Consider the following 26,999-nt stretch of genomic DNA (forward strand, 5'->3'; position numbering starts at 1 on the left):
TTACAAAGCTAATCAATCCTGTTTGCGAATGCTTGACATCAACCTAAGCAAAGTGCTATTTCTGGATGTGGAAACCGTTCCTGCCTTTCCGGATTACGATCAGCTGGACGGTAGAATGAAGAAGCTGTGGGACCGCAAAGCCATGCACATCCGCCAGAAAGACGACCAGAGTCCTGCCGAGCTTTACCAGCGGGCCGGCATTTATGCCGAGTTCGGAAAAATTATCGTCATTTCAGTTGGGTTTCACAATGGTAATGAGTTCAGGATCAAATCGTTTTATGACGAAAACGAAGCTGAGCTCCTCAGCAGTTTTGCCCAGATGCTCAACAGGCACTTCGACGAACCTGATCACCTGTTGTGCGCACACAACGGCAAGGAGTTCGATTTCCCGTATATTTCACGACGCATGCTGGTGAATGGCATCGAAATCCCCGGCATCTTGCGCATAGCCGGCCGCAAACCCTGGGAGGTGCGCCACCTCGACACCATGGAGCTGTGGAAATTCGGTGATTATAAAAGCTATACCTCGCTCGAGCTGCTCACCGCCATTTTCAATATTCCGACACCCAAGGATGACATAGATGGCAGCATGGTTGGGAAAGTATTCTGGCACGATCGCGACCTCGAACGCATCAGGCACTATTGCCAGAAAGACGTGCTGGCCGTTGCCCAGCTGCTTCGCCGGTATATGAACCTGCCGCTGCTTCGTGAGGAGCAAATTGTACTTGCTGATTGAAAATACATTGCTGATAGTCATTACTTTAACCAATCACCATGGCAATCCATCGCCTGTCGAAATCCACCTACATCCGAAGCCTTCAGTGCCAGAAATCGCTTTATCTGCATGTGAAACGACCCTTCCTGCGCGATAAGATCAGTGCCGAACAGCTGGCCAAGTTCAAACGCGGCACCGATGTCGGCGTCCTTGCCCGCCATTTGTTTCCGGGCGGCATCGACATGAGTCCGAAATCGCCCTCGGCCTATGCCACCAAACGCGACGAAACCCTCAGCCTGGTTAAAAACCATGGCGCGGAGGTGATCTACGAGGCAGTATTTGCGCATAACGAAGTCCTCATCATGCTCGACATTCTGGTGCGCGAGGGCGACAGATGGAAAGCTATCGAAGTAAAAAGCTCCAGAAAATTAAGTGCCACATATTATAATGATGCCGCATTACAATATTACGTTTTGAAAGGCAACGAACTAAATATCAGCAGTTTTCAGCTGATTCATATCAATCCGGAGTATGTTTTCGACGGTGAGCTGCGTCTTGACGAACTCTTTGTGCCGGTTGAAGTGTTGCCGGAGCTTGAGCAGATGCTGCCCGAAACTTCCGGGGCTGTGGAACTGGCCAAACAAACCCTCGGGCTTGCCAAATCGCCCGATATTGCCCCCGGTGCGCATTGTCACCATCCTTATCCCTGCGATTTCCTTGGCCATTGCTGGAAATCAGTTCCAGAACATAACCTCCTGCAGATGAGAAGTCTGCCTCTGGAAATCTCTTCTGGTTTCTTTGCACGCAAACAATACACGCCCAACGACATCAAAGCCTTGCCCGAATATGCACTCATTCATCCTGCCGAAGCAGAGGCATTTGAGCTGGAGACACTTACATGCACCGATGATGCTCGCGAAAAAATCAGGGCAATAAAACGCCTGAGCGATCAGCCGCTCTACCTAAAAATTCTCAGTGTGCAACCAGCTGTGCCTGCGATTGAGGGCACCAGGCCCTATCAGCATATCCCTATCGCCCTGAGCTGGTCGAACGTTGCCGGAGGTCACACTATTTTTGCTCTTTCAGCGCAAGGGCTTGATGAAGCGCATGATGCGATCAGTCAACTCATTGAAGGTCATAGCCTTGTGATCACCGACGATCTGGAGGTTGTGGAGCAGGTACTGCAAAACAGTTCCCATGCTGACATTAGCGGCCCGGAAGCCAAAGTTTATGGTATCCGGCAGCTGGTTGGTCAATTGCCCTTGTTTCATCCCGGTTTTGGAATTGATTTTCCTTTCGATCAGATTGTGCGCGCACTCACCGGACTGAAGCTTACATCCGAACACTGGCTGAAACACGACCTGTTGCAGGCAAATGATGGAGATTCTGGACGCAAAATGCTGTGGAAATTAGACCAGTACACCCAGGCGATCAGGCAGGTCTGGGCCAGCATTTCGCAACTTGGCTGATTTCCTTATATCACTGTATTACAATCCTTTACAAAAGATATTAACATTTTATCACCACGTCCGCAAAGCGTCTTAACTTTGGAGCATGGAGAATAAGAACAGCAGGACGCGCTCCAAGGCGCCACAAAGCGAGGCCGACAAAATACGTGAGCTGCTTACGTCGCACGGACGTGTTCCCCCACAGGCAACCGATCTGGAGGAGGCGGTGCTGGGCGCCATGATGCTCGAAAAAGACGCCGTTAACGCGGTCATCGACATCCTCAGGCCCGAAGTCTTTTACAAAGATGCCCACCAGCGCATCTACGCCGCCATTCAGAGTCTTTTCAGCAAGCTGCAGCCCATCGACATACTCACAGTCACCAACGAACTGCGATTTCAGGGCGATCTGGAACTTGTGGGCGGACCTTATTATATTTCCCAGCTCACCAGCCGGGTGGTTTCGGCCGCCAATATTGAGTTTCATGCCCGCATCATCCTGCAAAAGCACATTCAGCGGGAGTTGATACGCATCAGCACCGACATCATCCACGATGCCTACGAGGACACCTCCGACGTGTTCGACCTGCTCGACAAGGCCGAGTCGAACCTGTTCAATGTGAGCGAGATAAACCTGAGAAGAAGCTTTAGCGCCATGCCAGAGCTGGTACAGCAGGCCATTCGCGAAATTGAGGCTGCGCGTACGCATGAGGCCACCATACGAGGTGTGCCTTCAGGTTACACCGAACTCGACCGCATCACCCAGGGCTGGCAAAAAAGTGACCTGATCATTCTGGCTGCACGTCCCAGCATGGGTAAAACGGCTTTTGCCCTCAATCTGGCACGCAATGCCGCCGTAGGTCACCAACGCCCTGTGGCCTTCTTTTCGCTCGAAATGTCGTCGGTTCAGCTGGTAACCCGCCTCATCTCCACCGAGGCTTCCATCCCGGCCGATAAGTTGCGTTCGGGAAAGTTGGAACAACATGAATGGACCCAATTGGTGACCAAGATCTCACCGTTGATCGACGCCAAGATATTCATCGACGATACCCCCCAGCTTTCGATCTTCGAGTTGCGCGCCAAGTGCCGCAGGCTGAAACAGCAGCACGACATCCAGATGGTATTTGTGGATTACCTGCAGCTGATGACCACCGGAGGCGACAACCGTGGCAACCGCGAACAGGAAATCAGCAATATTTCGCGCTCGCTGAAGAGCCTCGCCAAAGAGCTCGACATCCCGGTGCTTGCCCTTTCGCAATTGAGCCGAAGCGTGGAAAACAGGCCTGGTTCGAAAAAGCCTATCCTCTCCGACCTTCGCGAATCGGGCGCCATCGAACAGGATGCCGACCTGGTAATTTTCATCTACCGCCCTGAATATTACGGACTTGCCGGCGACAACGAAAACGAGAACACCCAGGGCCTGGCCGTTATCAACATTGCCAAGCACCGCAACGGCAAACTGGGCGACGTCAACCTGCGTTTTGTGAGCCAGTATGCAAAATTTGAAGACCCGCTCGGCTCAATGACCTATGAACAGGCTGTAGATCTGAAACCCAACCAGGCCTTTGCCGGGAACGGAACGGTGATTAAACCCTCGCGCATGAACGACGACATGGACGATGATGCTCACTTCGAAGAACACCCATTTTAATACCACACACATGAAAAAATCACATTTGCTCCTGATCGTGCTGATGCTGCCTTTCGTAAGCCTGTCGGCCAAGGACATCCGCCTTTCTTACAAGCTGCAAAAAGGACAGCAATTCACCCTTCAGATCAACAACAGGCAAAACATCAGCATGAGCATGATGGGCCAGAGCATGACACTGAACCAGCAGGCCAACCTCACACAAGTTGTAAGCGTGGCCGAAAAAACCGACGATGGCTATAAGCTGGAGCTCAAATACGACCATATCGTTTTCAAACAAAACGCCATGGGCATGGAGCTCAAATACGACTCCAAAAATCCAGACCCTAACAACCCAATGACAGCCCAGCTGGCCGAAAACTTCAAAAAATCTCTTGAAAACACCATTACAGCAGTCATCAACGAACGTGGCATGCCCGTCAGCAACAATGCCAAAGACGTAGTCGGAAACACCAACCTCTCAGGCTTCGAATCGGGCCTGATGGTGGTTTACCCCGACCATAGCCTCAAACCCGGACAAAGCTGGGATGTGCAACTCAAACCTGATCCTGCCAGCGATTTTGTCATCAACTCAACCTACAAACTCGAGTCGGTAAAAGGTAACACGGCCAAAATCAGTTACAGCGGTACAATCACCGGAACCGAAATCATGGGTGCCAGCGCCAAGGTGAACGGCACAATGAGCGGCAATATGGAAGTGAACACCACCACCGGCTGGCTCATCAAAGCCAGCATCAACCAGAACATGGAAATGGAAGTGGAAGAAAACGGCATGAAAATGCCCATGAGCCTGAGCGTATTTACGGATATTTCGACACTCTGAACATTCAGCTTTCAAATTGCCGGCCGCTCCGCACCACAGGGCGGCTTTTTTTTGCAAAAAGGGGGATTGAAACTAAGCTAACTATCTTTACCATAGGATGTAAGGTATCCATAAAACGCTTTTTGATAAGCTGCTCAGGATAAATCAATAATTTAGCCGAAAACAACTTTCAGTGAAGCTGGCGCGAATGATGAGGTTCATCAGGCAATTCCTCCGCGGACTCATGATGGCTTTGGGCATCATCGCAACAGCAATGATTATACTGAGCTTCACTGATTTACCCTGGCATGCATATTATCAGCTGGGGACCAGCCAGACCAACCGCAACATCGAAGCAGACTACATTGTAGTGCTTGGGGCCGGAGCTGTGCCTGGTCACCACTCACTGCTCAGGTGCTGGTATGCCGCCAAGGCTTCCAGACAAATGCCCGAAGCCCCTGTCATTGTTGCATTGCCTGCCGACAGCCTGCAAACAGGCACCGATCACGACCGCATGATTGAAGAACTTGTGCTCAGAGGCATACCGCAGAATCAGATTCTTTCCGAAAAATCAGGAAACAACACCTGGGCTCAGGCCCTGAACATCAGGAAGATGATTCCAGACCTGGGAAGCCGTATTTTGCTCATTACTTCGCCGGAGCATATGTATCGCTCCGTCAAGGCCTTTCGGAAGGCAGGATTCACCAATGTGAACGGACTACCCACCTTCGAGGCGGCATTCGACAGCCAGTTGCTGCTCGAACCCTCCACCAAAAAGAAAAGCAAGAGAAGCCAGGAACAAAACCTTGACCTGCGTTACAACATGTGGAGCTACCTCCAATACCAGATTATCGTGATGCGCGAATATGCAGCCATCGTTTGGTACAAACTCAATGGCATGATTTAGAGTCATTGGCATGATTTAGCGTTTATCACCGATCATCTACGACAAATCCGAAACATTTCAGCCCGGGCACGCGTTTATTCAATGAGGAGGAAAATGTAGTTTTCAGTTTTTCTGAGGCCTACGAAACACACTTTAATCTGCAAACCTTCAGAACCAACCCAGATAAAACAAAAAAGCCTGCAGCAAAACTGCAGGCCTTAGTTATTGACTTCCAGCAATTTATTTCAGAACTTCGTTTACAAGTGCTGCGGCATCCTGAAGCCTGATAGCCGAATACACTTTGAGCCCGGAGTTGTCGATGAGCTCCTTGCCTTCTTTGGCGTTTGTACCTTGCAGGCGGACGATGATGGGAACACCTATTTCGCCGATGTTGGTGTAGGCATCCACGATACCTTGAGCCACGCGGTCGCAACGCACAATTCCGCCAAAAATATTCACAAGGATAGCTTTGACGTTGGGGTCTTTGAGGATGATGCGGAAACCTTCTTCCACGCGTTTGGCATTGGCGGTGCCACCCACATCCAGGAAGTTGGCCGGTTCGCCACCCGACATTTTAATCATATCCATGGTGGCCATGGCCAGACCGGCGCCGTTGACCATACATCCCACATTGCCGTCGAGCTTCACATAATTCAGGTCGAACCTGGTGGCCTCCACTTCGATTGGATCTTCTTCGAGAAGGTCGCGCATATTGGCAATTTCGGCCTGCCTGAATAGCGCGTTATTGTCAATGACCACTTTGGAATCGGCAGCAAATATGCGGTCGTCGGCAGCTTTGATCACCGGGTTGATTTCGAACAGGCTGGCGTCCGAACTTTCGTAAGCTTTATAGAGTGCCTGCACGAATTTCACCATTTCTTTGAAGGCCGTACCCGACAATCCGAGGTTGAATGCAATCTTCCGGGCCTGAAAAGGCTGCAAGCCCACGCGGGGATCAATTTCTTCGGTGAAAATCTGGTCCGGAGTTTCCTCAGCCACTTTTTCGATATCCATGCCGCCTCGTGGCGAATACATGATCATATTGCGGCTGCGGGCGCGGTTGAGCAGGATGCTCATATATATTTCGCTCACCTCCGACGGGCCAGGGTAATAGATATTCTGCTCGATGAGCACCTTGCGCACAAGCTTTCCCTGGGCGCTGGTCTGGGGAGTAACGAGCATCATACCAATAATCTGATCAGCAAATAGCTCTACCTCCTCCAGGGTTTTGGCAATCTTGACTCCCCCACCCTTGCCACGGCCTCCGGCGTGAATCTGAGCTTTGACAGCCCAGCGGTCAGTGCCCGTTAGTTTTTGAATTTCTTTTGCAGCCTCAACTGCTTTGGCCGGCGATTCGGCTACAATTCCCACCGGCACCGATACGCCGTAGTTGCTCAAAATCTGTTTTCCCTGGTATTCGTGTAGATTCATAAAAACAATGATTGCTTGGATTTTTGCTTGCCAAAATTAGCCTTTTTCGGCCAAATGCAAACGGTTTAAATAATTTCTGTGCACACCGTAACGGCCATATGCAGCCCCCATCCGGCCTCATTTTTTCATAGCTTTGCCGCATGCAACAACCTATTATCAAGGCAGAAGGCATCGTAAAGCGGTTCGGCAGCCTCACCGTGCTCAAAGGCATTGATCTCGAGGTTTTTCCTTCCGAAGTCGTAGCTATTGTCGGTCCATCAGGTGCCGGAAAAACAACCTTGCTTCAAATACTTGGCACCCTTGAGCAAGCCGACGAGGGCAGCCTGCATCTGATGGGCACCAAAGTTAACCATATGAGCGACAAAGCCCTATCGGCTTTCAGAAATAAGAACATCGGTTTTGTATTTCAGTTTCACCACCTGCTGCCGGAGTTTACTGCCCTCGAAAATCTGATCATTCCGGCGCTAATCGGTGGGATGAAACGCAAAGAGGCAGAAAGAAGAGCAACAGAACTGCTAAGTTTTTTTGGTCTGAACGACCGCTCCGGCCACAAACCGGGAGAGCTGTCCGGGGGTGAGCAGCAGCGCATAGCCGTGGCCCGGGCACTGATGAACAAGCCCCCATTGGTGCTGGCCGATGAGCCCTCGGGCAATCTCGATTCTGCCAATGCCACAGCCCTGCATCAGCTTTTCTTTGAGCTGAGGGAAACCTTTGGCCAAACCTTTGTCATCGTAACGCACAACACCGACCTGGCCGCGCTTTCCGACAGAACAGTCCGCATGGCCGACGGTCTGATTGCCGTGCAATAATTGCAATTGTAAACCGTTGAACCTTGTTCGATACATTAAACCCACGCGTGGCATGAAGCGCATTCTACACTTTTTGCTTGCCCTTACATCTGTTCTCCTCATCCGGCTGAGTCCTGTTTTGGCCCAGCAACCCCAGACCTTTGAGCAGACCATGAAGTCGGCCGAGGAACGTTTTGCCCAAAAAGATTATCTGAGCGCCAAAACATATTACGAGCTGGCGCTCCGGCTGAAACCCGGCGATGCGACTGCAACACGTCGTCTGAACGAAACCATCGTCCTGATTCAGAAGCAGATGGAGGAACAGGAAGTCTTCTACAAACACATGGACGAGGGCGATAAGCTGCTGGCTGCAGGCAAGGAGGAAGAAGCTCTGATAGCTTATCGCAAAGCCCTGAAAGTGTTTCCCAACGACAGGTACGTCAACAGCCAGGTAGAAAAAATTACAAGGAAGCAGGAGGAAGCCCGGCAGAAGCAACAAAGCTTCGATCAGGCCATGCAACGAGGAAACCTGTTTCTGAACGACGGCCGCTATGAAGAAGCCATATTGCAATTCACAATTGCCACCGAGCTTTTTCCAACCGACAGCGAGGCAAAATCCAAATTGCAGCTGGCCGACCAAAAACTGGCCGAATTGCGTGCCAACGAAACAAGGTTTCAGCAATTGATGACCGAAGCGCGCAGCCAGATGGTCAGACGAAACTATGCAGAGGCACAAAAACTCTCGGCTGATGCGCTCAATCTGTTTCCTCAGCATCAGGAGGCAAAAAGCCTGAACGCCGAAGCGGAGCGAATGCTGGATATAAGCACCCGATACGAAGCTGCCATTGTCCTGGCCGATCAGGCTTACGAAGCTAAACGACTCGACGAGGCCAAAAGACTTTATGCAGAGGCACAGAAAATCTGGCCTGAGCAGGGTTTTGCGGCCGATATGATCAAACGGATCAACGAAACGCTCGACAGTCCGGAATATCGTAATGAGGTGCTCGTGACCGAACTGCTCAAAGAAGCCGCATCGGCTTATGAACGCCAGAACCTCAGGCTGGCCCTGGAAAAATACAACAAGGTGCTGGAAATCAACCCTGAGCACGAGCTCGCGTCACAGCGCACCACCGAAATCACCTTCGCCCTGCGCCAGCAGCAGAAACAGGCAGAAGACCAGGCAACTTTCGAGCGCCTGCTGGCCGAAGGAGTAGCGAAAGAAAAATCCGATGATTTTACATCTGCAGCAGCCGCTTTTGAAAAGGCACTCGAAATCAAGCCCGGAGACGCCACAGCCCAATCCGGCCTCGAACGGGTGCGCGCCAGGATTGCAGAGATCAACGCTGCACGGGAAGCTGATCAGCGCTTCGCAGATCTGCTCGCTCAGGGACGCAACTTATTCACCAGCAATGAATTAGATCAGGCCTTGGAAAAGCTCAACGAAGCGCTGGCCCTCAAACCTGGAAATCAGGAAGCCCTGGCCGAAAAAACAAAGATTGAAACTCTGAAGCGGGAAGCTGAAGCCAAAAATGAGCTCGAGACCCGCTACGCCAACCTCCTGCGGCAGGCCGATGAAGCCTTCGCCAAGGCTGACTACAAAACTGCCGAGCTGGCCTACACGGAAGCGTCTGTCCTGAAACCCTCAGAGAGCTATCCGCGCGAACGCGCCAGAGCCGCTCAGGAAAGCCTGGCACGGCTGCTTGCTGAAGCTGCTCAGAATGAACAATATGCGACCATCATTGCTGAGGCCGATAACGCATATCGTCAGCAGGACTTCGACAAAGCCTCTGCGCTTTACACACAGGCGCTCGACATCAGGCCAAACGAAGATTACCCCAAAACCCAGCTCAGCCGCATCAGCGAGCTGCAGCAGTCGCTGACCCAAAAACGCGAAACCGAACAGCGCATTCAAAGCCTGATGAATCAGGGCAACGAATACCTGAAAAATCGCCAGTGGGTGCAGGCCATCAGCACCTTCGAGCAGGTTCTGACCCTCGATCCCGACAACATCCAAGCACCCGCCCGCAAAGCAGAAGCCATGCTGGCAATGGACAATGAGCGCAAAGAGGCTCAACAGCGCTATGAGCAAAGTGTAGCAGAAGGCGATCGCCAGATGGGATTGAATAATTATCAGGAGGCCATCGCCGCATTTAAAATGGCGCTTGGATACAAACCTGCTGATGACTATGCCACTAAACGAATCAGTCAGGCCGAGGCCATCATCCTCGAACGGCTGGCCAATCAGCGCAACGAATACAACCGGATCGTCACCGAAGCCGACCGCAATTTTAACGCACGCAACTACGACAAAGCCATTGAGTTGTATCTGAGTGCCGAAAACACCAAACCCGACGAAGCCTACCCCAGGCAGATGATTGGCCGGATTGCCGAAATTTTTGAGAAGAACAAAGTGCGCGACCTGGTAACCACAAGTTTTACACTTGATGCCAATACAAACCGTCGGCTTACGTTCGAACCCCTCGAAGTGGCCGACCGCCGATCAAGTTATGTAATTGTCAAGGCCCGCAACCTCGGAAAAGGTAATTTCCCGCTGCTCGTCCAGTTTGGCAGCAACAACGCCCGCAACGGCGGTTTTGTGCTCCCCATTCCCGACAACGAAGAAACCAACGACTTCATCGTTCACATTGGCGCCCAATACCGTTGGTTCAGCGAAGACAACAACTGGCTGGAGTTCATTCCCGAAAACGGCAATGTGGAGATCAGCCTGGTACGCATCTCCAAACAGTGACCCTAATCCTACCCCCTGCTCTTTAGAAACACTCTAAACTCACTCCGCAAATACGCCCTGCATATCGGGAGTATTTTGAACTCAAACGCATTTTCCTACCTTTGTCCGGCACTGAAACGATTTAACCCGTTATCGGACAATAACAAAATCGGGAGGGAATGACTGAGCTGGACAAACATTTCGAATTTTTCAGAAAAAACACCATCGGGCACGACCTGGTTTTCGAAAGCCCTTTGGGCCCCCAAAAACTGATTTACGCCGACTGGATTGCCAGTGGCAGGTTATATGCTCCTATCGAAAAACATATCGCAGAGCTGATTGGTCCATATGTGGCCAACACGCACACCGAAACCAGTGAACTGGGCCAGCGGATGACTTTGGCTTATCATCTGGCGCATAAGCTCATCAAAGCCCATGTGAATGCCGGCCCCGATGATGTGATCATCACCGCCGGCTCAGGCATGACCACTGTCATAAACAAGATGTTGCGCATCATGGGGCTTAAAAACTGCCTCTGGCTCAATCACAAAAAAAGCCGTGATTGCCAGCAAATGAAAGAAAGGCCCATCGTGTTTATCACCCACATGGAACACCACTCCAACCACACCAACTGGTTCGAAGCCAATGTGGATGTAGTGGTGCTGCCACCCAACAAAGATTTGCTGGTCGATCTGGACGAACTGCGCCGACAGCTCGAAATGCCTAAGGATAGAAACTTCAAAATAGGCTCATTTACAGCCTGTTCGAATGTGACAGGTATCCAGAATCCGGTGCACGAAATGGCCCGGATCATGCATGAGTATGGGGGCGTGGTTTTTGTGGATTACGCTGCATCGGCGCCATATGTGGACATCAACATGCACCCTGAGAATGAACTCGAAAAGCTCGATGCCATTTTCTTCAGCCCGCATAAGTTTCTCGGCGGTCCGGGCAGCTCAGGCGTGATGATTTTCGACCGCTCGCTCTACAAGTCCGAATCGCCCGACAATCCCGGTGGCGGCACGGTGGATTGGACCAACCCCTGGGGAGAATACAAATATATTGACGACATAGAGATCCGTGAAGATGGCGGCACCCCGGGTTTCCTGCAGGCCATCAGGGCTGCCCTGGCTATTGAGGTAAAAAATCAGATGAATACGGCAAAAATGGCCGAAGCGGAGCACCGGCTGGTGCAAAGGGCGTTCAAATTGTTCCGTAATATTGAGGGCGTACATATCCTTGCCGATAATGCCGAAGACCGCCTAGGTGCATTTTCATTTTATCTCGAAGACGTCCATTTCAACCTGGTAGTCAAGATATTGAGCGATCACTATGGCATTCAGGTGCGTGGCGGCTGTGCCTGTGCCGGTACATACGGCCATTACCTTCTCGATGTGAGCTACGAGAAATCAAAACGCATCACAGAGCTCATCAATCATGGCGACCTGTCGGAAAAGCCCGGCTGGATCAGGGCCTCATTTCATCCGACCATGACCATGGACGAACTCGAAACACTTGCCGAAGCGGTGCGCGAGATCAGGAAGAACCACAAAAAGTGGGGGCAGGATTACATCTACAACCGCCACACCAACGAGTTCCGTCACCGCAGCGAACCAGCCGACAAAACCCCTGTTGTAGCAAACTGGTTCAAAATCTGATCAAAAAGGCACTTTGTGTGGATATAATGCCCTGACGATAAAGAACAACAACAGGGCAAAGGCTGCAATAAGTACAAACAGCCAGCCAAGAACCTTGCGCTTTTTGTAGAAAAACCAGCCCGAAAGTCCGAAAAAAAGGCCGGAGAGGATCAACAGTTGTATTATCATAGCTTTTTGGTAAAATTAATCGGCCCGGCTAACTTTTTCAACCCCGTTCACCTTGCCCAGCTTATGCATCAGTTGCTCCAGGTGATCAGTATCCCTGATCTGCAAACTAATCCTGCCTTCGAAGGCTCCGTCGCGGGTGTTGAAGGAAATAGCGCGCATATTTACTTTTAAATCACTGGATATCAAACGTGTAATCTCATTCACAAGCCCTAGGGTATCTTTACCCGACACCCTGATGTTGGCAATAAAATGTGGCTGATCGGCCTGCTGCTTCCAGCGCACCTTCAAAAATCTGTAAGGGTAACGCTCATACATTCTGGCAGCATTTGCGCAACCTTTGCGGTGAATGGTGATGCCTGTATTGATGGTCACAAAGCCCGTCACATCGTCGCCAGGGATGGGATTGCAGCACCGGGCCAGCTTGAAATTTACATTGCTGATATTTTCGTCAATTACCAGGTAGTCGTCCTTGCCCCCAAGCTTTTCCTGAAAAATTTTCGGATCAGTCTCCATCGGGCGCTGCGACCCCGTACGACCTTCTTCCATCTGGCTGGTCAGGTACTTCTTAAGCTCAATCAGGTCTATCTTTTCCGTTGCTATCTGATGATACAGCTGCATGGCTGTATTGGTCTTGTAATGGCGCACCAGATTGTTGATAATATCCTCAGACGAAACGATTTTCCAGTTTTTGAGCTTTCGAAGCAACATCTCCTTACCGATTTCCGCCTCGCGCAATTCAACATCCTTCAGATACTTACGAATCTTGCTTTTGGCACGTTCGGTCACTACAAAATTCAGCCAGTCGGCACGCGGCGACTGCTTTTTGCTGGTGATGATCTCCACCTTGTCGCCGTTTTGAAGCACATGGCGAATGGGTACCACCTTGTTGTTTACCCTTGCGCCGTTGCAGGTCGATCCGACCTGGGTGTGTACCTCATAGGCAAAGTCGAGCACGGTGGCCCCGCCCGGGAGTTGTTTCAGATCGCCATTGGGCGTAAAAACAAAAATTTTGTCACGGCCAATGCTGTCGCTGCGTTTGTATGCATCGAATTGAAGCTGATCGGGATTTTCAAGTACATCGCGCACCTGATTGAGCCAGTCCTCCATGTCGAACTTACCCGATTTTTCTTTGTAGAGCCAGTGCGCAGCCTGTCCTTTTTCGGCGTTCTGGTCCATGCGCTCGGTACGTATCTGCACTTCAACCCATTTGTCTTCCGGGCCTTTCACTGTAGTATGCAGCGATTCATATCCCGAAGCTTTGGGAGTGGTTATCCAGTCGCGCAACCGCTTCGGGTTTGGCGGATACAGGTCAGTGACAATCGAATATATCCTCCAGCAGTCTTCTTTTTCGCGTTTTGGCGGGCTGTTGGCAATGATGCGTATTGCAAACAAATCATACACCTGCTCGAAGCTCACCTGCTGCGATTTCATCTTGGCCCAGATACTGGGGATCGACTTGGTGCGCCATTTAATGGTACAATCCAGCTGGTGCTGCCTGAGCTGCTCCTCAATCGGCCGGATAAACGATTGCATGAAAGCTTCCTGCCGGTCGCGCGTGGCGTTGATCATCTGCTCAATCGAGGCGTACACATCCGCATGCTCGTAGCGCATCACACTCTCTTCAAACTCCGACTTGATTTTGTACAATCCCAGCCGGTGGGTGATGGGCACATACAGGTGCTTAACCTCCAGGATGTATTTTTCGAGCTTGTCGGCGTTGTGGTTTGGCAGGTTACGCAGGTCGTACACGCGATGGGCAATTTTCAGAATGATTACCCTGATGTCGTCGATGAGCGAGAGAAAAAGTTTTCGGTATTGTTCCGACTGGTAAGACAAACGTTCCGTAGGCAATTGCGAGATGCGCACAAAACCGCGCAGTATCACGCTCACCTCCTTGCCGTAAGTGGTTTCGACCCGGCGAAAATCCTCATCATCCTCAAACTTCAGGCTGTGCAACAAGGCCGAAATGGCTGTCGGAAGCCTCAGGCCCAGTTCGTTGACTGCAATGCATGCCACCTCGATGTTGTGCCTGATAAAATCCTCCCCACTGGTAAGTTTTCTGCCCTTGTAAGCATCCAAAGCTTGTTCGTAGGCTTTATCGAGCAGGGCCAGTTCCTGTGGCTGGTAATGTGGAAGCAGGCTGCTGCGCAGAAATTCAAAGCTGTAGCCGGATTGTGTTTCTTGCAAATCCATAGGCGGGCTGGTTCCCGAACGAAAAACGTTTGCACCCCTGAAGATACAAACGTTTTTCTGTCAGGTCAATGGTCTGAAGGATTATTTCTTGGGTTCGTCCTTGGTGCCTGAGGGCGGCTGGATGCCGGCTTCCGAAATACTTTCACGCATTCGTGTGTCGGCCTGAATGTTCTGGAATTTGTAGTAGTCCATGATTCCGATGTTGCCGTTGCGCAGGGCTTCGGCAATGGCCTGTGGGATAAGTGCCTCGGCCTGAATCACATTGGCACGGGCTTCCTGGGCTTTGGCTTTCATTTCCTGTTCCAGAGCCACGGCCATGGCACGGCGCTCCTCAGCCTTGGCCTGGGCAATGTTTTTGTCGGCCATAGCCTGGTCCATCTGCAACACTGCCCCGATGTTCTTTCCAATGTCGATGTCGGCAATATCTATGGAAAGGATTTCAAAAGCGGTTCCGCTGTCAAGTCCTTTGCGAAGCACAACTTTGGAGATGCTGTCAGGATTTTCGAGTACCGACTTGTGCGACTCGGCCGAACCGATAGACGATACGATGCCCTCGCCCACACGCGCCAGAATGGTTTCTTCACCGGCTCCACCAACAAGCTGACGGATGTTGGCGCGCACCGTTACCCTGGCCATGGCAATGAGCTGGATACCGTCTTTTGCCACAGCTGCCACACGTTTGGTATCGATCACCTTTGGGTTAACCGACATTTGAACTGCCTGGAGCACATCGCGGCCGGCCAGGTCGATGGCTGTGGCCGTTTTGAAGTTCAGCTCAATGTTGGCTTTATCGGCCGAGATAAGGGCATTGACCACCTGCTGAACACGTCCGCCAGCAAGGAAATGTGCCTCCAGGTCGTTGCGCTCCAGTTTCAGACCAGCTTTGGTTGCAGCAATCAGGCTGTTCACAATGATGCCGGGAGGAATCTTGCGCCAACGCATCAGGATGAGCTGAAGCAGCGGCACACGTACCCCGGAGACCAGAGCCGTAAACCATAAGCCGACGGGAATGAAATAGAAAAGGAACCATATCAGGAATATCGCTCCAAGTCCAATGGCTATAATAATGTACATGTCCATAACGCTATTGTTTTGATTTGACGTAAATTTTATATCCTTCTACTTTGATAACTTCAATCTCCGTATCCACATCCAGGTATTCCGAGCGGGTGTGTACTTCGTGTATTTCGCCGTTAATCAGGGCCTTGCCCGAAGGAGCACACCTCGAAATGGTTTTTCCGACATCTCCTGGCCCGATGTGTGTAAGATCAACCACATTCACCTTGCTGTCGATATTGCTTTTGAGCATGGCTTTGTCCCATGTTTTTGAGCGAAGCGCCAGGACAAGGGCTGCTACATTAACCAGCAAAGTTCCGCCAAGGGTGTAAAGCCCTGCCTCGGTGCCTTCACGTGTGAAGGCAAACCATACTCCGGCTGCCATAAGCAGAAAACCCAGGATACCGGCAAGCCCACCTCCGGGAATGACAAGAATTTCGAGCATTACCATGAGCAGCCCGGTGAGGATAAGTACCAGAATTACAGTCCACATGGGCTAGTCAATGCTTGCAGTAAGGTTCCTGTTTCTAAACTCGTTGTAAATGGGCCTGAGTTCGGAAAGCGGGCCGCTCTTCACGGCACATTTCCCTTTGTAATGCACGATCCAGGTGCAGGTCTCGGCTTGCTCCGGAGTGTGGCCACACACCTGAATCAAGGTTTCTATCACAAAATCGAAAGTGTTGAAATCATCATTGAAAAGCACCAGCGAGCGGGGCTTGTCAACCATGGCGTCGGCATATTCAACCGGTTGAAGTTTTTCCTGTGTCATATGCACATCTTTTTTTGTCTTGGTAGCGGCAAATATAGATATCATTGGTGGTAAATGCGTCAAGCCTCAGTTAAAAAAGATTAAGCCTGAGCCTTTTTTGGTTGAGCTTTCCGGCCCCTGCTATTGAGCTTTGGGTAATTTTGCAGTCATGCCAGAAAAACTGAACTTCCAGCACTTTTGCGATTACCTTCGTCACCAATTGACGCTTAAGCTTCCAGGCTATGCTGCCCAGCAACGCATGGAGCCACCGAGCCGCAGGCAACTGATGATGCAGCCCACAACTGAAGCTCCACGCCAGGGAGCAGTGCTGATTGGCCTTTTTCCTGACGGTGACGACATTTTCACAATGATGATCCGGAGAGCGGTGTACGATGGGGTGCACAGCGGCCAGATTGCTTTTCCCGGCGGGAGACGCGAACCTTCTGATCATGATCTGATTCAGACCGCTCTGCGTGAAGCTGCCGAAGAGGTGGGGATTGATCAAAAACAGGTCGTAGTAGCTGGTACGCTCTCTTCCCTTTATATCCCACCAAGCAATTTCGTCGTCCTGCCTGTCGTTGCTTTTCTCAATTCCACACCAGAACTCAGGATACAGGAAGAAGAAGTGAACGAAGCTTTCTTTGTCTCAGTCCGGCAATTGGCCAATCCGGACAACTGCCGCCTGACTCCCATTATTTTAAGCAGCGGAATCACACTCGAGGCGCCTTCCTACACCATAGGTGATAAAATTATATGGGGAGCAACAGCAATGATTATCAGCGAATTATTGCAGCTACTCCCCAACAAATTCCGGCTGCAGCAAATCAGAGAATGACGATCTTGCTCTCGATCTTGGCGCCCTTACTCAGCAATGCACTCACACCGCAATACCTTTCTTTGGAAAGATCCACGGCTTTCTGAAGTTTCTCCATATCCAGGTTGTCGCCTTTGAACATATAGGTCAGCCTGATGGTATGGTAATATTTAGGGTGCTCTTCGGTGAGCTCTCCTTCCACTTCCACATTGAACCAGCTAGGTTCAACCCGCATCTTTTTCAGGATACTTACAACATCCATTGCCGTGCATCCACCGAGCGATGCCAGGGTGAGCGGCTTAGGCCGGGGACCTTTGTTCTGGCCACCAACCTTTTCGTCGGCATCCATCATCAGTTTGAATCCGTTTACCTCGGCTTCGAAGGCCATTTCACCCGTCCAGGTCACATCTACTTTGTTGGTACTCATTGCTATATTGTTTGTATGGTTTTCATTTGTTGAAAGATAGGGCCACCGGTTGAATCCCCACCCTGACCGAATCAATTGTCATGCCACTCTGCCCGAAGATGTAAAGATATCCATCCGACAGACCGTTTCTGTAACCTGTAAGGTAAAACCTTCCCTGTGAGCGGTCGTATTTCAGGCTCGTGAATACCCGCCCTGAGTCATCTATCAACTCTTCAACAACCTGATTGCCAGAGCTTAGGTTGAGACGATATACCCGGCCTGCAAGCACATAAACTGCCTGATTTCCGTCGAAAGCAAGTGCAGCGCTCTGCCGGTCGAATGGCTGAACAGGAAAGCTGGCTTCGATTGAAAGACTTTCGGGGCTGATACACAGCAAGACATTCGCAGCCTGTTCATTACCCCAGCACAACACCCACAATTTGCCGTCAGGGCCGGCGCTTAAACCTGCCGGATAACCTGGAAGAGAGATGCTGTCGGTAACAAGATCTGAAATACGGTCGATGACGTAAATCCTGTTGGATGAAACCGAATAAGCGGGCGCAGCAAACAACCTGTCCGCAAGAACTTCCATGCGCGAAGCCGGACGTGGCAGGAATATGGTGCCCATTTGCTGAAGCGTGGCGGTCTGCATCACGTGAATTCCCTTGAGTGTAGCAGACGACATGTAAGTTTTCTCGGCATCAATGGGAACAAGGTAGCCTGGTTCTGTCAGGCGGTGGTATTTGCCGGCCAACATGGCAGTTGAGGCATTAATTACCCAAACTACGGATGACTTTTCGGCAGTTATCAGGGCATATTGTTTCCACAGCCGGATATCATTCAGTCCTTTTCCCGCAGCAATGCCATTTCTGAGCTCAAAAATATCGCGTCGCAGACTGTTGGAATCGGTGTTGTAGAAATCAATGCTGCCTGCCTCCCCGCTCGCGAGACCGTAATTCAGAATGAAAAGTCCGTTGCCAAGCCGGGCAGGCTGTTCGGGCATGGGTTGATCAAGTGCAGGGTCGCACGACGTTAGCAGCGCAACAACAAGTAAAGCAGCAAAAAAATAAATCCTTGGGTTCATCATTATGCAAAGATAAGGTTTGGATGGTTCGGGTGTTTCTTTACGCATCCGACCGGCGCACACATGGTAATATAGTCCGGAAGGCCTGCTTTTCCGTATTTTTGCCGACTGAAAGTAAAACAGAATTATTGCACACGCCGAATACAATGAAAAACAAACTTCTCCTACTGCTAAGCCTCACACTCACCGGATTGTTGAGTCTGGCTCAAAACGGACACCACATCCTCCTCAGGATGCCTGCCAGCGAAGACCAGACCTTTTTTCTGGCACATTACCACGGCGATAAAACCTACCTGATCGATACGAGCAACTACCGTACAGGTGAAGCTTTGTTTGCTGGCAGCGAACCCCTCAGGCAGGGAATTTACATTCTGGCCAACAGTAAAAAGGAAAAGCTGGCCGAATTTCTTGTGGGCTTTCAGCAGCATTTCAGCCTGGCATTTCCGCCCGATTTCAACCCCTCACAGACCCTGGTGGAGGGCAGCCTTGAAAATCAGCTCTTCTATGCCTACCTCGACAGGCTCAGCAGTGCCTCCCGCAGCAGCGAGAAACTCAGAGCAAAATTTGATTCGCTGCCCGAAAACGATCCCGAGCGCGAAAAAATACAGCTACAGCTTAAAGCCCTACAAAACGGCTCCGAGGCCTATCGCGACAGGCTGATCGAAGAAAATCCAAACACACTCCTCGCGCTGATCCTCAAGGCAATGAAAGAGCCTGTGGTTCCGGAAGAAATCAAAGAAAACAGGGAAGAAGCCTACCGCTTCTACAAGGCCAACTACTGGAAAGATGTTGATCTTGGCGACGACAGGCTTATTCGTACTCCCCTGCTTCCACGAAAGTTGCAGCAGTATATGGAGCAACTTGTGCCACCGTCGCCCGATTCAGTGATTCAGGCAATTGATTTCCTGATGAATCGTGCCCGTGGCGCCCAGGAGATCACTGATTTTCTGGCCTGGCATTTCCTCTCGGAATATCAGCAACCCAAGCTCATGGGAATGGACAAAGCTTTTGTGCATGTTGCCGATAACTACTTTTTGAAAGGGAAAGTCAGTAGCCTTACCCCATCCATCCGCGAAAAGATTCAGGAACGTGCCGACCGCGTGCGCCCCACCCTGCTCGGAAATCCGGCACCCGATATGTGGCTGATCGACACTACCGGCGCTTACCGGTCGTTCAAAGAGCTGAAATCGGAATATGTCGTAATTGTGTTCTGGGACCAGACCTGCAGCCATTGTAAAAAGGAACTCGAAGACCTGAGTAAAGTTTATTCAAACAAAAAGTTTGATTTTGAAGTATTTGCCGTCAATACAACCAACGACTACGACGGCTGGAAACATTACATCAATGAGAAAAAGTACCCCTGGCTGCATGTGAACGGCACCAAAAGTTTCACCCCCGATTTTCACCAACTTTATGATATTTACAGCGTGCCAGTGATTTACATACTCGACCGCGATCGTCGCATCATCGCCAAACGAATCGCTGCACAATTCATCGAACAAATTATACAAAGTACCATCCCCTAAAAATGGTTAATTACAATTTTTGGAAATTAACCACGTTTTTGGAAAACGTTCACTGAAGCACACAGGTGACAAAGCATATCAAGCGGCATAAGTTGACATTTCCGGCATTTATCCTGACTGCCTGTTTGCTGTTTCTGTTGTTGCCTGTAAGAGCCCAGACAATGTTTCACAATAAAAGATATTATCCTCCTGGGGTTAGATTCACCCTTGGATTTGGGCCTACGACCAATTTTACCGACATCAAAAAAAACAAGGTTTTCAATTCATTCAAGCCGGTCGACGAATGGAGGGGCGTGGCGCAAGCCACCCTGGAATACGAGGTCACAGAATATCTCAATGTGCGCGGCCACCTGTCGTATGCCCAGATAGCCGGCGCAAGTAATCATCTCAGGTTTCAGGCTGACCTTATTGAGACAAGTACAACAATAAATATCAACCCCATACTTCTATTTGAGAATTACGATGGCAGCCAGCGTTGGTTTCCCAGCATCATTCTGGGAGTTGGCCTGGCACACTACAATTCTGTGCTCGTGGATAAGCAAGACAACGAGGTGTCGTCGCGCGGCTTTGGGCGCGGAGGAGGTTTGTTCGGTTATGTAATCGAAGGAGTCGCTATTGGTGGCATTGGTCTAAGCTATGCGATCAACGAAAACTGGAGTGTACGCATCGAACTGGCAAACCGATGGATGAGCGAGGACAACCTGGACAGCTACATCAGCCGTTCTCCCTACGATTTTTACAACTTCGCCATTGCATCGGTGGGTTACAAATTCTTCCGAAAGAATCGTTACCCATTGATCTCCACGCTCCCTCCAACGCGCAGAAACTAAAAAAGCGCCCTGGCAGGCGCTATTTCTGTGGGCATTACTGGACTCGAACCAGTGACTTCCACCCTGTCAAGGTGACACTCTGAACCAACTGAGTTAAATGCCCATTGCGCTGCAAATTTACGAATATCCCGGCTATTGTCAAGCCTGTTCGGGCTTTTGCGTAAATTTGAAGCAGATTGAAAACTGTGTCAACATGCAAAATTACCGTATCATCCTCTGTTTGTTCGGTTTACTCCTCTTCGCACAACCTTATTCGGCCAAGGGACAAACAAAAGAAATCACAGTCGAAGACATCTGGGCAAGTCGCAAATTCAGCGCTGAGGGCGTCTTTGGCATCCATCCGCTGAACGACGGAAAAAGTTATGCCACCATCGAGAAAGGAAACCTGAATGTGTATGCCTATGCCGACGGGCATTTGGTACAAACACTCATACAGTCTGATGAACTGATCACAGCCGACAGCGTCAAAATCAACCTGCAATCGTACGAACTCAGCCAGGACGAAACACTCGCACTGATACCCTGGGCCACAGAGTCCATATATCGCCACTCCTCAAGGTCAGACTACTACATTTTTGACCTTCGCACCCGTAAGCTCTTCCCCTTGAGCAAAGGAGGCAAACAGCAGCTGGCCACCTTCTCCCCCGACGGCACAAAGGTGGCATTTGTGCGCGACAACAACATTTTCGTGCGTGATTTATCCTCAGACGCTGAAACCCAAATCACCAGCGACGGCAAACAAAACCACATCATCAACGGAACCACCGACTGGGTGTACGAAGAAGAATTCAGCTTCACGCAGGCATTTTTCTGGTCGCCCGACAGCCGGCGTATCGCTTATCTGAAATTCAACGAAAGCCGGGTTCGGGAGTTTAACATGGTGTATTACAATGACCTGTACCCCGAATTATACACCTACAAGTATCCAAAAGCCGGCGAAGACAACTCCATTGTTACGGTGCACATCTGGGACAGCTCTACCGGTAAAACCATACAGATTGACACAGGCGCAGAAACCGATATCTACATCCCCCGCATTGGCTGGACTACCAATCCGGAACTGCTGAGCATTCAAAGGCTGAACCGCCTGCAAAATCACCTCGAAATTCTCCTGGCTGAAGCAAGCACAGGCAAGGTTCGAACGCTTTATCAGGAAAAAAATCAATGGTATATCGACATCACCGACGACCTGACATTTCTGCCCGATGGCCGCCATTTCCTGATTACCAGCGAGAAGGATGGAAACAACCACATCTATCTTTTCGACATGAGTGGCAAGCTCGTCCGGCAGCTCACCAAAGGCCCCTGGGATGTGACAAAACTCTATGGATACAGCACCAGGCACAAACGCATCTTCTTTCAGGCAGCCACAGTTTCGCCCACAGAGCGTCAGCTTTACAGTGTTGACCTGCGCGGACGCATCAGCCCCCTGGTGCTGAGCTCCGGTCACAACAATGCCTTTTTCAGCAGCGATTTCAGCTATTTCATCCACAGCCACTCCACCATCAACCAGCCCCCCGTGTTCACAATGCGCAATCTGCAGGGCAAAGAGCTTCGTCTGCTGCGCGATAACGAAAAACTCCGGAATACCATGAAAGAATACGGCTGGCAGGACTTTGAATTTTTCACCGTTGAGCACCCCTCAATTACATTGCCCGACGGCAACCCGGTTGGCCTGAATGCCTGGATGCTTAAACCCAGGGACTTCGATCCGCTCAAAAAATATCCTGTGCTCATATATATATATGGTGGACCCGGCGCACAAACGGTAAACAACAGCTGGAGCGGTGGCAACAACTGGTGGTTTCAGATGCTGGCCTCGCAGGGTTTCATAGTAGTGTCGGTTGACAACAGAGGCACAGGTGCTAGGGGCGAGACGTTTAAAAAAATGACTTATCTGCAGCTTGGCAAATATGAAACCGAAGACCTCATCACTACAGCAAATTTTCTCGCCGGCCTGAACTATGTGGATGCCAGCCGTATCGGAGTGTTCGGCTGGAGCTATGGCGGATACATGTCGAGCCTGGGCATCACCAAAGGTGCGGATGTATTCAAATCAGCAATTGCCGTGGCGCCTGTGACCAACTGGAGGTATTACGACAACATCTACACCGAAAGATATATGCGCAAACCCCAGGACAATGCAGATGGATACGACCAGAATTCACCCATCAACCATGTATCGGCCATCAAAGGAAATTATCTGCTTGTCCATGGCAGTGCCGACGACAATGTGCACTACCAGAATGCTATGGAAATGATCAACGCTTTGGTGGCAGCCAACAAACAATTTGAGCTGATGATATATCCCAACAGGAACCATGGAATTTTCGGCGGAAACACCAGGGTGCACCTTTACAAGCTGATGACCGACTTTTTGCATCGCACGCTTCAAAATTAATCTTTCATTGTTTGGCTCCTAAGAAATATTTTTCTACCTTTGCCGCCCGATTAATCACTCCTGATTATTAACCATTTAAAAAGAAAGAGAGCGTATTCAACATGATTATTGTTCCTGTAAAAGAAGGCGAAAGCATCGACCGCGCGTTGAAAAAGTACAAGAGGAAATTTGAAAAAACCGGTGTAATGCGCGAACTGCGTAACCGCCAGAAATTCACCAAGCCCTCTGTAATCCGCCGCGAACAAAAGCTGAAGGCTATCTACGTGCAGAAGCTTCGCCAGGAATCGGAATCCTGATCCGATCCTGATTTTACAAAGGCAATTTTCAAAAAAACTTTGATGTTGGTTAGTTTTGTGCTAACTTTACATCAAAGTTTTTCGCTTTTATGACTCCCGACAGCTTCCTCGCTTACCTCAAATACGAACGACGCGCCTCCGACCACACCATCACGGCCTACCAAACCGACCTTGCACAATTTCAGGACTTCTGTGCTAATCAATTTGAAATCTTCGACATAACCCTTGTGCAGCCTTTCATGATCCGGGAATGGATGGCAAGTCTGAAATCATCCGGCCTGGAAAATCGCAGCATCAACAGGAAAAAGTCATCCGTCAGTGCTTTCTATAAATACTGCCAGCAATGCGATGCGTCGCTTCAAAACCCTGCCCGGCTGCTCAAATCGCTGAAAACGAGCACACGGACAGCAAGTTTTGTTCCCGAAGGTGATATGAAACGACATCGCGCACCAGAAACCTCTGACTTTGAACCCCTTCGCAACCACCTCATAATCGAGTTTCTGTATCAGACCGGCCTCAGACGTGCCGAATTGCTGTCGCTCACGCAATCAAACTTCGATCTGAGCCGGCAAATGATTAAGTTTACGGGTAAAGGCAACAAACAGCGCATCGTGCCTTTGCCGCCAGATCTCATCAATCGCATATCCAATTACATACAGCTAAAGGAAAAACTCTTTCCCGGTGTTGCACATTTTTTAGTCAGCGCTCGGGGAAAACCTATGCCGGCTTCCACGCTGCATAAAATCGTTGCAGAAGGGCTGGGCGCAATCACAACCTTGACGAAACGCAGCCCCCATGTTTTGCGCCATACCTACGCAACACACCTTGTAAATAATGGTGCACCTCTCATTGCAGTGAAGGAACTTTTGGGACACAGTTCGCTTGCGGCAACAGAGATATACGTGCACAACAGCATAGCCCAACTCAAAAAAATTCATCAGCAGGCCCATCCAAAGGGCTAATTTGACAACCATAACAAAAAACAGGAGGTACTTATGAAAGTTAACATCAATTCCGTGCACTTCAAAGCTGACCAAAAGCTTGAAAACTTCATCAACACCAAGCTCGACAAGCTAGTGAGCCGCTACACCGACGTGCTTGGAGCCGAGGTGATGCTCAAAGTGGAAAAGCCGGAGTCGCCGGTAAACAAGATCGCTGAGATCAAGTTGCTCATCAAGGGCAATGATCTTTTTGCCAGCAAACAATGCGACACCTTTGAAGAGGCCATTGATCAGGGTGTTGATGCATTGAAGAAACAACTGGAAAAACACCGTGCCAAATTCATCAAGTAATCTGATTAACTGTTCGTTGTATATTTTTTTTGATTCAACCACATTTTTTTCGCTTAAACCTTTTGTCAATTTAAAATATCTGTCTATTTTTGCAGACCCTTTTGAGAGGGTCTGCTTTTTTAAGCGAAGTTCTTTAAAAGTGCTGCCGGTGTAGCTCAGTTGGCCAGAGCAGCTGATTTGTAATCAGCTGGTCGGGGGTTCGAATCCCTCCACCGGCTCAGTTCTTTAACATGATGTTTTGTTTTTTGGGGGAGTTCCAGAGCGGTCAAATGGGGCAGACTGTAAATCTGTTGGCACAGCCTTCGGAGGTTCGAATCCTTCCTCCCCCACCGATGCGGGAATAGCTCATTTGGTAGAGCGACAGCCTTCCAAGCTGTAGGTGGCGGGTTCGAGCCCCGTTTCCCGCTCGAAAAAAAAGCCGATGTAGCTCAGTGGTAGAGCGCTTCCTTGGTAAGGAAGAGGTCACGAGTTCAATCCTCGTCATTGGCTCTAATTATTTTTAAAAAACCTTTAATAATCAAATTTCAATATGGCTAAAGAAAAATTCACCAGGACGAAGCCACACGTTAACATCGGAACCATTGGTCACGTTGACCATGGTAAGACTACACTCACCGCCGCCATCACCCTGTGCTTGCAGGAAAAAGGTCTGGCTGAGTTCAAGTCGTTCGACTCCATTGATGCTGCCCCCGAAGAAAAAGAAAGGGGTATCACCATCAATACCGCACACGTAGAATACGAAACCGAGAATCGCCACTATGCACACGTGGACTGCCCCGGTCACGCCGACTACGTTAAGAACATGGTTACTGGTGCTGCCCAGATGGACGGTGCCATCATCGTAGTAGCTGCCACCGATGGTCCGATGCCTCAGACCCGCGAGCACATCCTTCTGGCCCGCCAGGTAGGTGTACCGAAGCTCGTAGTGTTCATGAACAAGGTTGACCTAGTGGACGACGAAGAGCTGCTCGACCTCGTTGAAATGGAAGTTCGCGACCTGCTCAACTTCTATGGTTTTGAAGGCGACGACACTCCTGTAATTCGTGGTTCGGCTCTGGGTGCCCTCAATAAAGAACCCAAGTGGGTTGAAAAAGTGTATGAGCTGATGGATGCCTGCGACAACTGGATTCCGCTTCCGGTTCGCGATCAGGACAAACCCTTCCTCATGCCTATCGAAGACGTATTCTCCATCACCGGCCGTGGTACAGTAGCCACCGGTAGGATCGAAACCGGTATCATCCGCACAGGCGACCCGGTTGAAATCATCGGTATGGGTGCCGAAAAACTGAAGTCGGTAGTAACTGGTGTGGAAATGTTCCGCAAGATCCTCGACCAGGGTCAGGCAGGTGACAACGCTGGTTTGCTCCTCCGTGGTATTGACAAGGACGAAATCCGCCGCGGTATGGTTATCGTTGCCCCCGGCTCGGTTAAACCTCACAAGCACTTCAAAGCTGAGGTGTATATCCTGAAGAAAGAGGAAGGTGGTCGTCACACTCCTTTCCACAACAAATATCGTCCTCAGTTCTACTTCCGTACAACTGACGTAACCGGCGAGATCATTCTGCCCGAAGGAGTAGAAATGGTAATGCCCGGCGACAACCTCACCATCGAAGTTAAGCTGATTGCCGACATCGCCATGGACAAAGGTCTCCGTTTCGCTATCCGCGAAGGTGGCCGTACGGTAGGCGCCGGCCAGGTAACCGAAATCCTCGACTAAACGATAAAGAAGTGTTATTAAAGGTGCTCCCTACGGGGAGCCCTTTAATAGTTACTCAAGGCCTTTACGGGTGTAGCTCAATTGGTAGAGTAGTGGTCTCCAAAACCATTGGTTGTGGGTTCGAGTCCTACCACCCGTGCTAAATAAAGAAAATCATTGGTTAGATGTCGAAATTCAGCATTGTAAATTACGTAAAGGAAAGTTACACCGAATTGATGCAAAAGGTGTCCTGGCCTACATGGAGCGAGCTCCAGAGCAGTGCTATGGTAGTGTCCATTGCTTCCCTCATAATCGCATTAGTCGTTTATCTGATGGACCTGTCATTCAGAACCGTATTAGAGAACTTCTACCGTTTGTTCTAATACGA

Annotated in this window: 25 protein-coding genes and 6 tRNA genes; 22 read left to right on the forward strand and 9 right to left on the reverse strand. The window is 50.2% G+C overall.

Going from position 1 to position 26,999, the window contains the following annotated elements; all coding sequences use genetic code 11:
• Window positions 1-28: 28 nt before the first annotated feature.
• The 5 genes from IPM52_03980 (at window position 29) to IPM52_04000 (ending at window position 5,517) form a co-directional block, all read left to right on the forward strand.
• Complete coding sequence (locus tag IPM52_03980; GenBank protein MBK9290774.1) at window positions 29-736, forward strand: 3'-5' exonuclease; 708 nt, start codon at window positions 29-31, stop codon at window positions 734-736.
• A gap of 38 nt (window positions 737-774) precedes the next feature.
• Window positions 775-2,184, forward strand: a complete 1,410-nt coding sequence (locus IPM52_03985) for a hypothetical protein (GenBank protein ID MBK9290775.1) — start codon at window positions 775-777, stop codon at window positions 2,182-2,184.
• An 85-nt stretch (window positions 2,185-2,269) separates the two neighbouring features.
• Window positions 2,270-3,811 carry a replicative DNA helicase gene (gene dnaB, locus IPM52_03990; GenBank protein MBK9290776.1) on the forward strand — a complete coding sequence of 514 codons (1,542 nt, stop codon included), beginning with the start codon at window positions 2,270-2,272 and terminating at the stop codon, window positions 3,809-3,811.
• Between the two features lie 10 nt (window positions 3,812-3,821).
• Window positions 3,822-4,631 carry a hypothetical protein gene (locus IPM52_03995; protein MBK9290777.1) on the forward strand — a complete coding sequence of 270 codons (810 nt, stop codon included), beginning with the start codon at window positions 3,822-3,824 and terminating at the stop codon, window positions 4,629-4,631.
• Between the two features lie 172 nt (window positions 4,632-4,803).
• Complete coding sequence (locus IPM52_04000; GenBank protein ID MBK9290778.1) at window positions 4,804-5,517, forward strand: YdcF family protein; 714 nt, start codon at window positions 4,804-4,806, stop codon at window positions 5,515-5,517.
• 219 nt (window positions 5,518-5,736) lie between these two features.
• Here the strand turns inward: IPM52_04000 and sucC are convergent, their stop codons facing one another.
• A complete protein-coding gene (gene sucC / locus IPM52_04005) occupies window positions 5,737-6,927 on the reverse strand; it encodes an ADP-forming succinate--CoA ligase subunit beta (GenBank protein ID MBK9290779.1) in 1,191 nt (396 codons plus the stop codon).
• 152 nt (window positions 6,928-7,079) lie between these two features.
• Here sucC and IPM52_04010 point away from each other — a divergent pair, with 152 nt between their 5' ends.
• The 3 genes from IPM52_04010 to IPM52_04020 all read left to right on the forward strand — a co-directional run bounded on the left by IPM52_04010 (window position 7,080) and on the right by IPM52_04020 (window position 12,101).
• Window positions 7,080-7,736, forward strand: coding sequence for an ABC transporter ATP-binding protein (locus IPM52_04010; protein ID MBK9290780.1), 657 nt, complete (start codon window positions 7,080-7,082; stop codon window positions 7,734-7,736).
• A 52-nt stretch (window positions 7,737-7,788) separates the two neighbouring features.
• Entirely contained in the window at window positions 7,789-10,464 is a 2,676-nt protein-coding gene (locus IPM52_04015; protein ID MBK9290781.1) for a hypothetical protein, read from the forward strand.
• Between the two features lie 158 nt (window positions 10,465-10,622).
• Window positions 10,623-12,101 (forward strand): aminotransferase class V-fold PLP-dependent enzyme, encoded by a 1,479-nt coding sequence (locus IPM52_04020; protein MBK9290782.1) that lies wholly within the window; start codon window positions 10,623-10,625, stop codon window positions 12,099-12,101.
• Here the strand turns inward: IPM52_04020 and IPM52_04025 are convergent, their stop codons facing one another.
• The 5 genes from IPM52_04025 to IPM52_04045 all read right to left on the reverse strand — a co-directional run bounded on the left by IPM52_04025 (window position 12,102) and on the right by IPM52_04045 (window position 16,287).
• Window positions 12,102-12,269, reverse strand: coding sequence for a hypothetical protein (locus IPM52_04025; GenBank protein MBK9290783.1), 168 nt, complete (start codon window positions 12,267-12,269; stop codon window positions 12,102-12,104).
• Window positions 12,270-12,284: 15 nt separating this feature from the next.
• Entirely contained in the window at window positions 12,285-14,462 is a 2,178-nt protein-coding gene (locus IPM52_04030) for a bifunctional (p)ppGpp synthetase/guanosine-3',5'-bis(diphosphate) 3'-pyrophosphohydrolase (GenBank protein MBK9290784.1), read from the reverse strand.
• An 81-nt stretch (window positions 14,463-14,543) separates the two neighbouring features.
• Window positions 14,544-15,542 (reverse strand): flotillin-like protein FloA, encoded by a 999-nt coding sequence (gene floA, locus IPM52_04035; protein ID MBK9290785.1) that lies wholly within the window; start codon window positions 15,540-15,542, stop codon window positions 14,544-14,546.
• Between the two features lie 4 nt (window positions 15,543-15,546).
• Window positions 15,547-16,011 carry a hypothetical protein gene (locus tag IPM52_04040; GenBank protein ID MBK9290786.1) on the reverse strand — a complete coding sequence of 155 codons (465 nt, stop codon included), beginning with the start codon at window positions 16,009-16,011 and terminating at the stop codon, window positions 15,547-15,549.
• 3 nt (window positions 16,012-16,014) lie between these two features.
• The gene (locus IPM52_04045) at window positions 16,015-16,287 is read right to left on the reverse strand and encodes an ATP-dependent Clp protease adaptor ClpS (protein ID MBK9290787.1); all 273 of its coding nucleotides are present in this window, start codon (window positions 16,285-16,287) and stop codon (window positions 16,015-16,017) included.
• A gap of 148 nt (window positions 16,288-16,435) precedes the next feature.
• Here IPM52_04045 and IPM52_04050 point away from each other — a divergent pair, with 148 nt between their 5' ends.
• Window positions 16,436-17,101, forward strand: a complete 666-nt coding sequence (locus tag IPM52_04050; GenBank protein ID MBK9290788.1) for a CoA pyrophosphatase — start codon at window positions 16,436-16,438, stop codon at window positions 17,099-17,101.
• On the opposite strand, the gene IPM52_04055 is transcribed toward IPM52_04050, so the two are convergent.
• Both IPM52_04055 and IPM52_04060 read right to left on the reverse strand, forming a co-directional pair.
• The gene (locus IPM52_04055; protein MBK9290789.1) at window positions 17,091-17,507 is read right to left on the reverse strand and encodes an OsmC family protein; all 417 of its coding nucleotides are present in this window, start codon (window positions 17,505-17,507) and stop codon (window positions 17,091-17,093) included. The genes IPM52_04050 and IPM52_04055 overlap by 11 nt on opposite strands.
• 22 nt (window positions 17,508-17,529) lie before the next feature.
• Complete coding sequence (locus IPM52_04060; GenBank protein ID MBK9290790.1) at window positions 17,530-18,573, reverse strand: hypothetical protein; 1,044 nt, start codon at window positions 18,571-18,573, stop codon at window positions 17,530-17,532.
• Between the two features lie 143 nt (window positions 18,574-18,716).
• Between IPM52_04060 and IPM52_04065 the strand changes: the two genes are divergently transcribed.
• On the forward strand, window positions 18,717-20,096 hold the full coding sequence (locus IPM52_04065) for a DUF5106 domain-containing protein (GenBank protein MBK9290791.1): 1,380 nt from the start codon (window positions 18,717-18,719) through the stop codon (window positions 20,094-20,096).
• Between the two features lie 161 nt (window positions 20,097-20,257).
• Complete coding sequence (locus tag IPM52_04070) at window positions 20,258-20,926, forward strand: hypothetical protein (GenBank protein ID MBK9290792.1); 669 nt, start codon at window positions 20,258-20,260, stop codon at window positions 20,924-20,926.
• A 28-nt stretch (window positions 20,927-20,954) separates the two neighbouring features.
• Here the strand turns inward: IPM52_04070 and IPM52_04075 are convergent.
• Window positions 20,955-21,029, reverse strand: a tRNA-Val gene (locus IPM52_04075).
• A 90-nt stretch (window positions 21,030-21,119) separates the two neighbouring features.
• Between IPM52_04075 and IPM52_04080 the strand changes: the two genes are divergently transcribed.
• The 11 genes from IPM52_04080 (at window position 21,120) to secE (ending at window position 26,994) form a co-directional block, all read left to right on the forward strand.
• Window positions 21,120-23,327, forward strand: a complete 2,208-nt coding sequence (locus IPM52_04080; GenBank protein ID MBK9290793.1) for a S9 family peptidase — start codon at window positions 21,120-21,122, stop codon at window positions 23,325-23,327.
• 101 nt (window positions 23,328-23,428) lie between these two features.
• The gene (locus IPM52_04085) at window positions 23,429-23,623 is read left to right on the forward strand and encodes a 30S ribosomal protein S21 (protein ID MBK9290794.1); all 195 of its coding nucleotides are present in this window, start codon (window positions 23,429-23,431) and stop codon (window positions 23,621-23,623) included.
• An 89-nt stretch (window positions 23,624-23,712) separates the two neighbouring features.
• Window positions 23,713-24,585, forward strand: coding sequence for a tyrosine-type recombinase/integrase (locus IPM52_04090; protein ID MBK9290795.1), 873 nt, complete (start codon window positions 23,713-23,715; stop codon window positions 24,583-24,585).
• Between the two features lie 33 nt (window positions 24,586-24,618).
• Window positions 24,619-24,915 (forward strand): ribosome-associated translation inhibitor RaiA, encoded by a 297-nt coding sequence (gene raiA / locus IPM52_04095; GenBank protein ID MBK9290796.1) that lies wholly within the window; start codon window positions 24,619-24,621, stop codon window positions 24,913-24,915.
• Between the two features lie 144 nt (window positions 24,916-25,059).
• A tRNA-Thr gene (locus IPM52_04100) sits at window positions 25,060-25,133 on the forward strand.
• Between the two features lie 29 nt (window positions 25,134-25,162).
• Window positions 25,163-25,244: transfer RNA gene (locus IPM52_04105), tRNA-Tyr, on the forward strand.
• A 5-nt stretch (window positions 25,245-25,249) separates the two neighbouring features.
• Window positions 25,250-25,322, forward strand: a tRNA-Gly gene (locus IPM52_04110).
• A 10-nt stretch (window positions 25,323-25,332) separates the two neighbouring features.
• A tRNA-Thr gene (locus IPM52_04115) sits at window positions 25,333-25,404 on the forward strand.
• Window positions 25,405-25,444: 40 nt separating this feature from the next.
• A complete protein-coding gene (gene tuf, locus IPM52_04120) occupies window positions 25,445-26,632 on the forward strand; it encodes an elongation factor Tu (GenBank protein MBK9290797.1) in 1,188 nt (395 codons plus the stop codon).
• A 66-nt stretch (window positions 26,633-26,698) separates the two neighbouring features.
• Window positions 26,699-26,771 (forward strand) — tRNA-Trp (locus IPM52_04125).
• A 25-nt stretch (window positions 26,772-26,796) separates the two neighbouring features.
• On the forward strand, window positions 26,797-26,994 hold the full coding sequence (gene secE, locus IPM52_04130) for a preprotein translocase subunit SecE (GenBank protein ID MBK9290798.1): 198 nt from the start codon (window positions 26,797-26,799) through the stop codon (window positions 26,992-26,994).
• The last annotated feature ends 5 nt before the right edge of the window (window positions 26,995-26,999 follow it).

The organism is Bacteroidota bacterium (assembly GCA_016715945.1).
Lineage (GTDB): Bacteria > Bacteroidota > Bacteroidia > Bacteroidales > F082 > JALNZU01.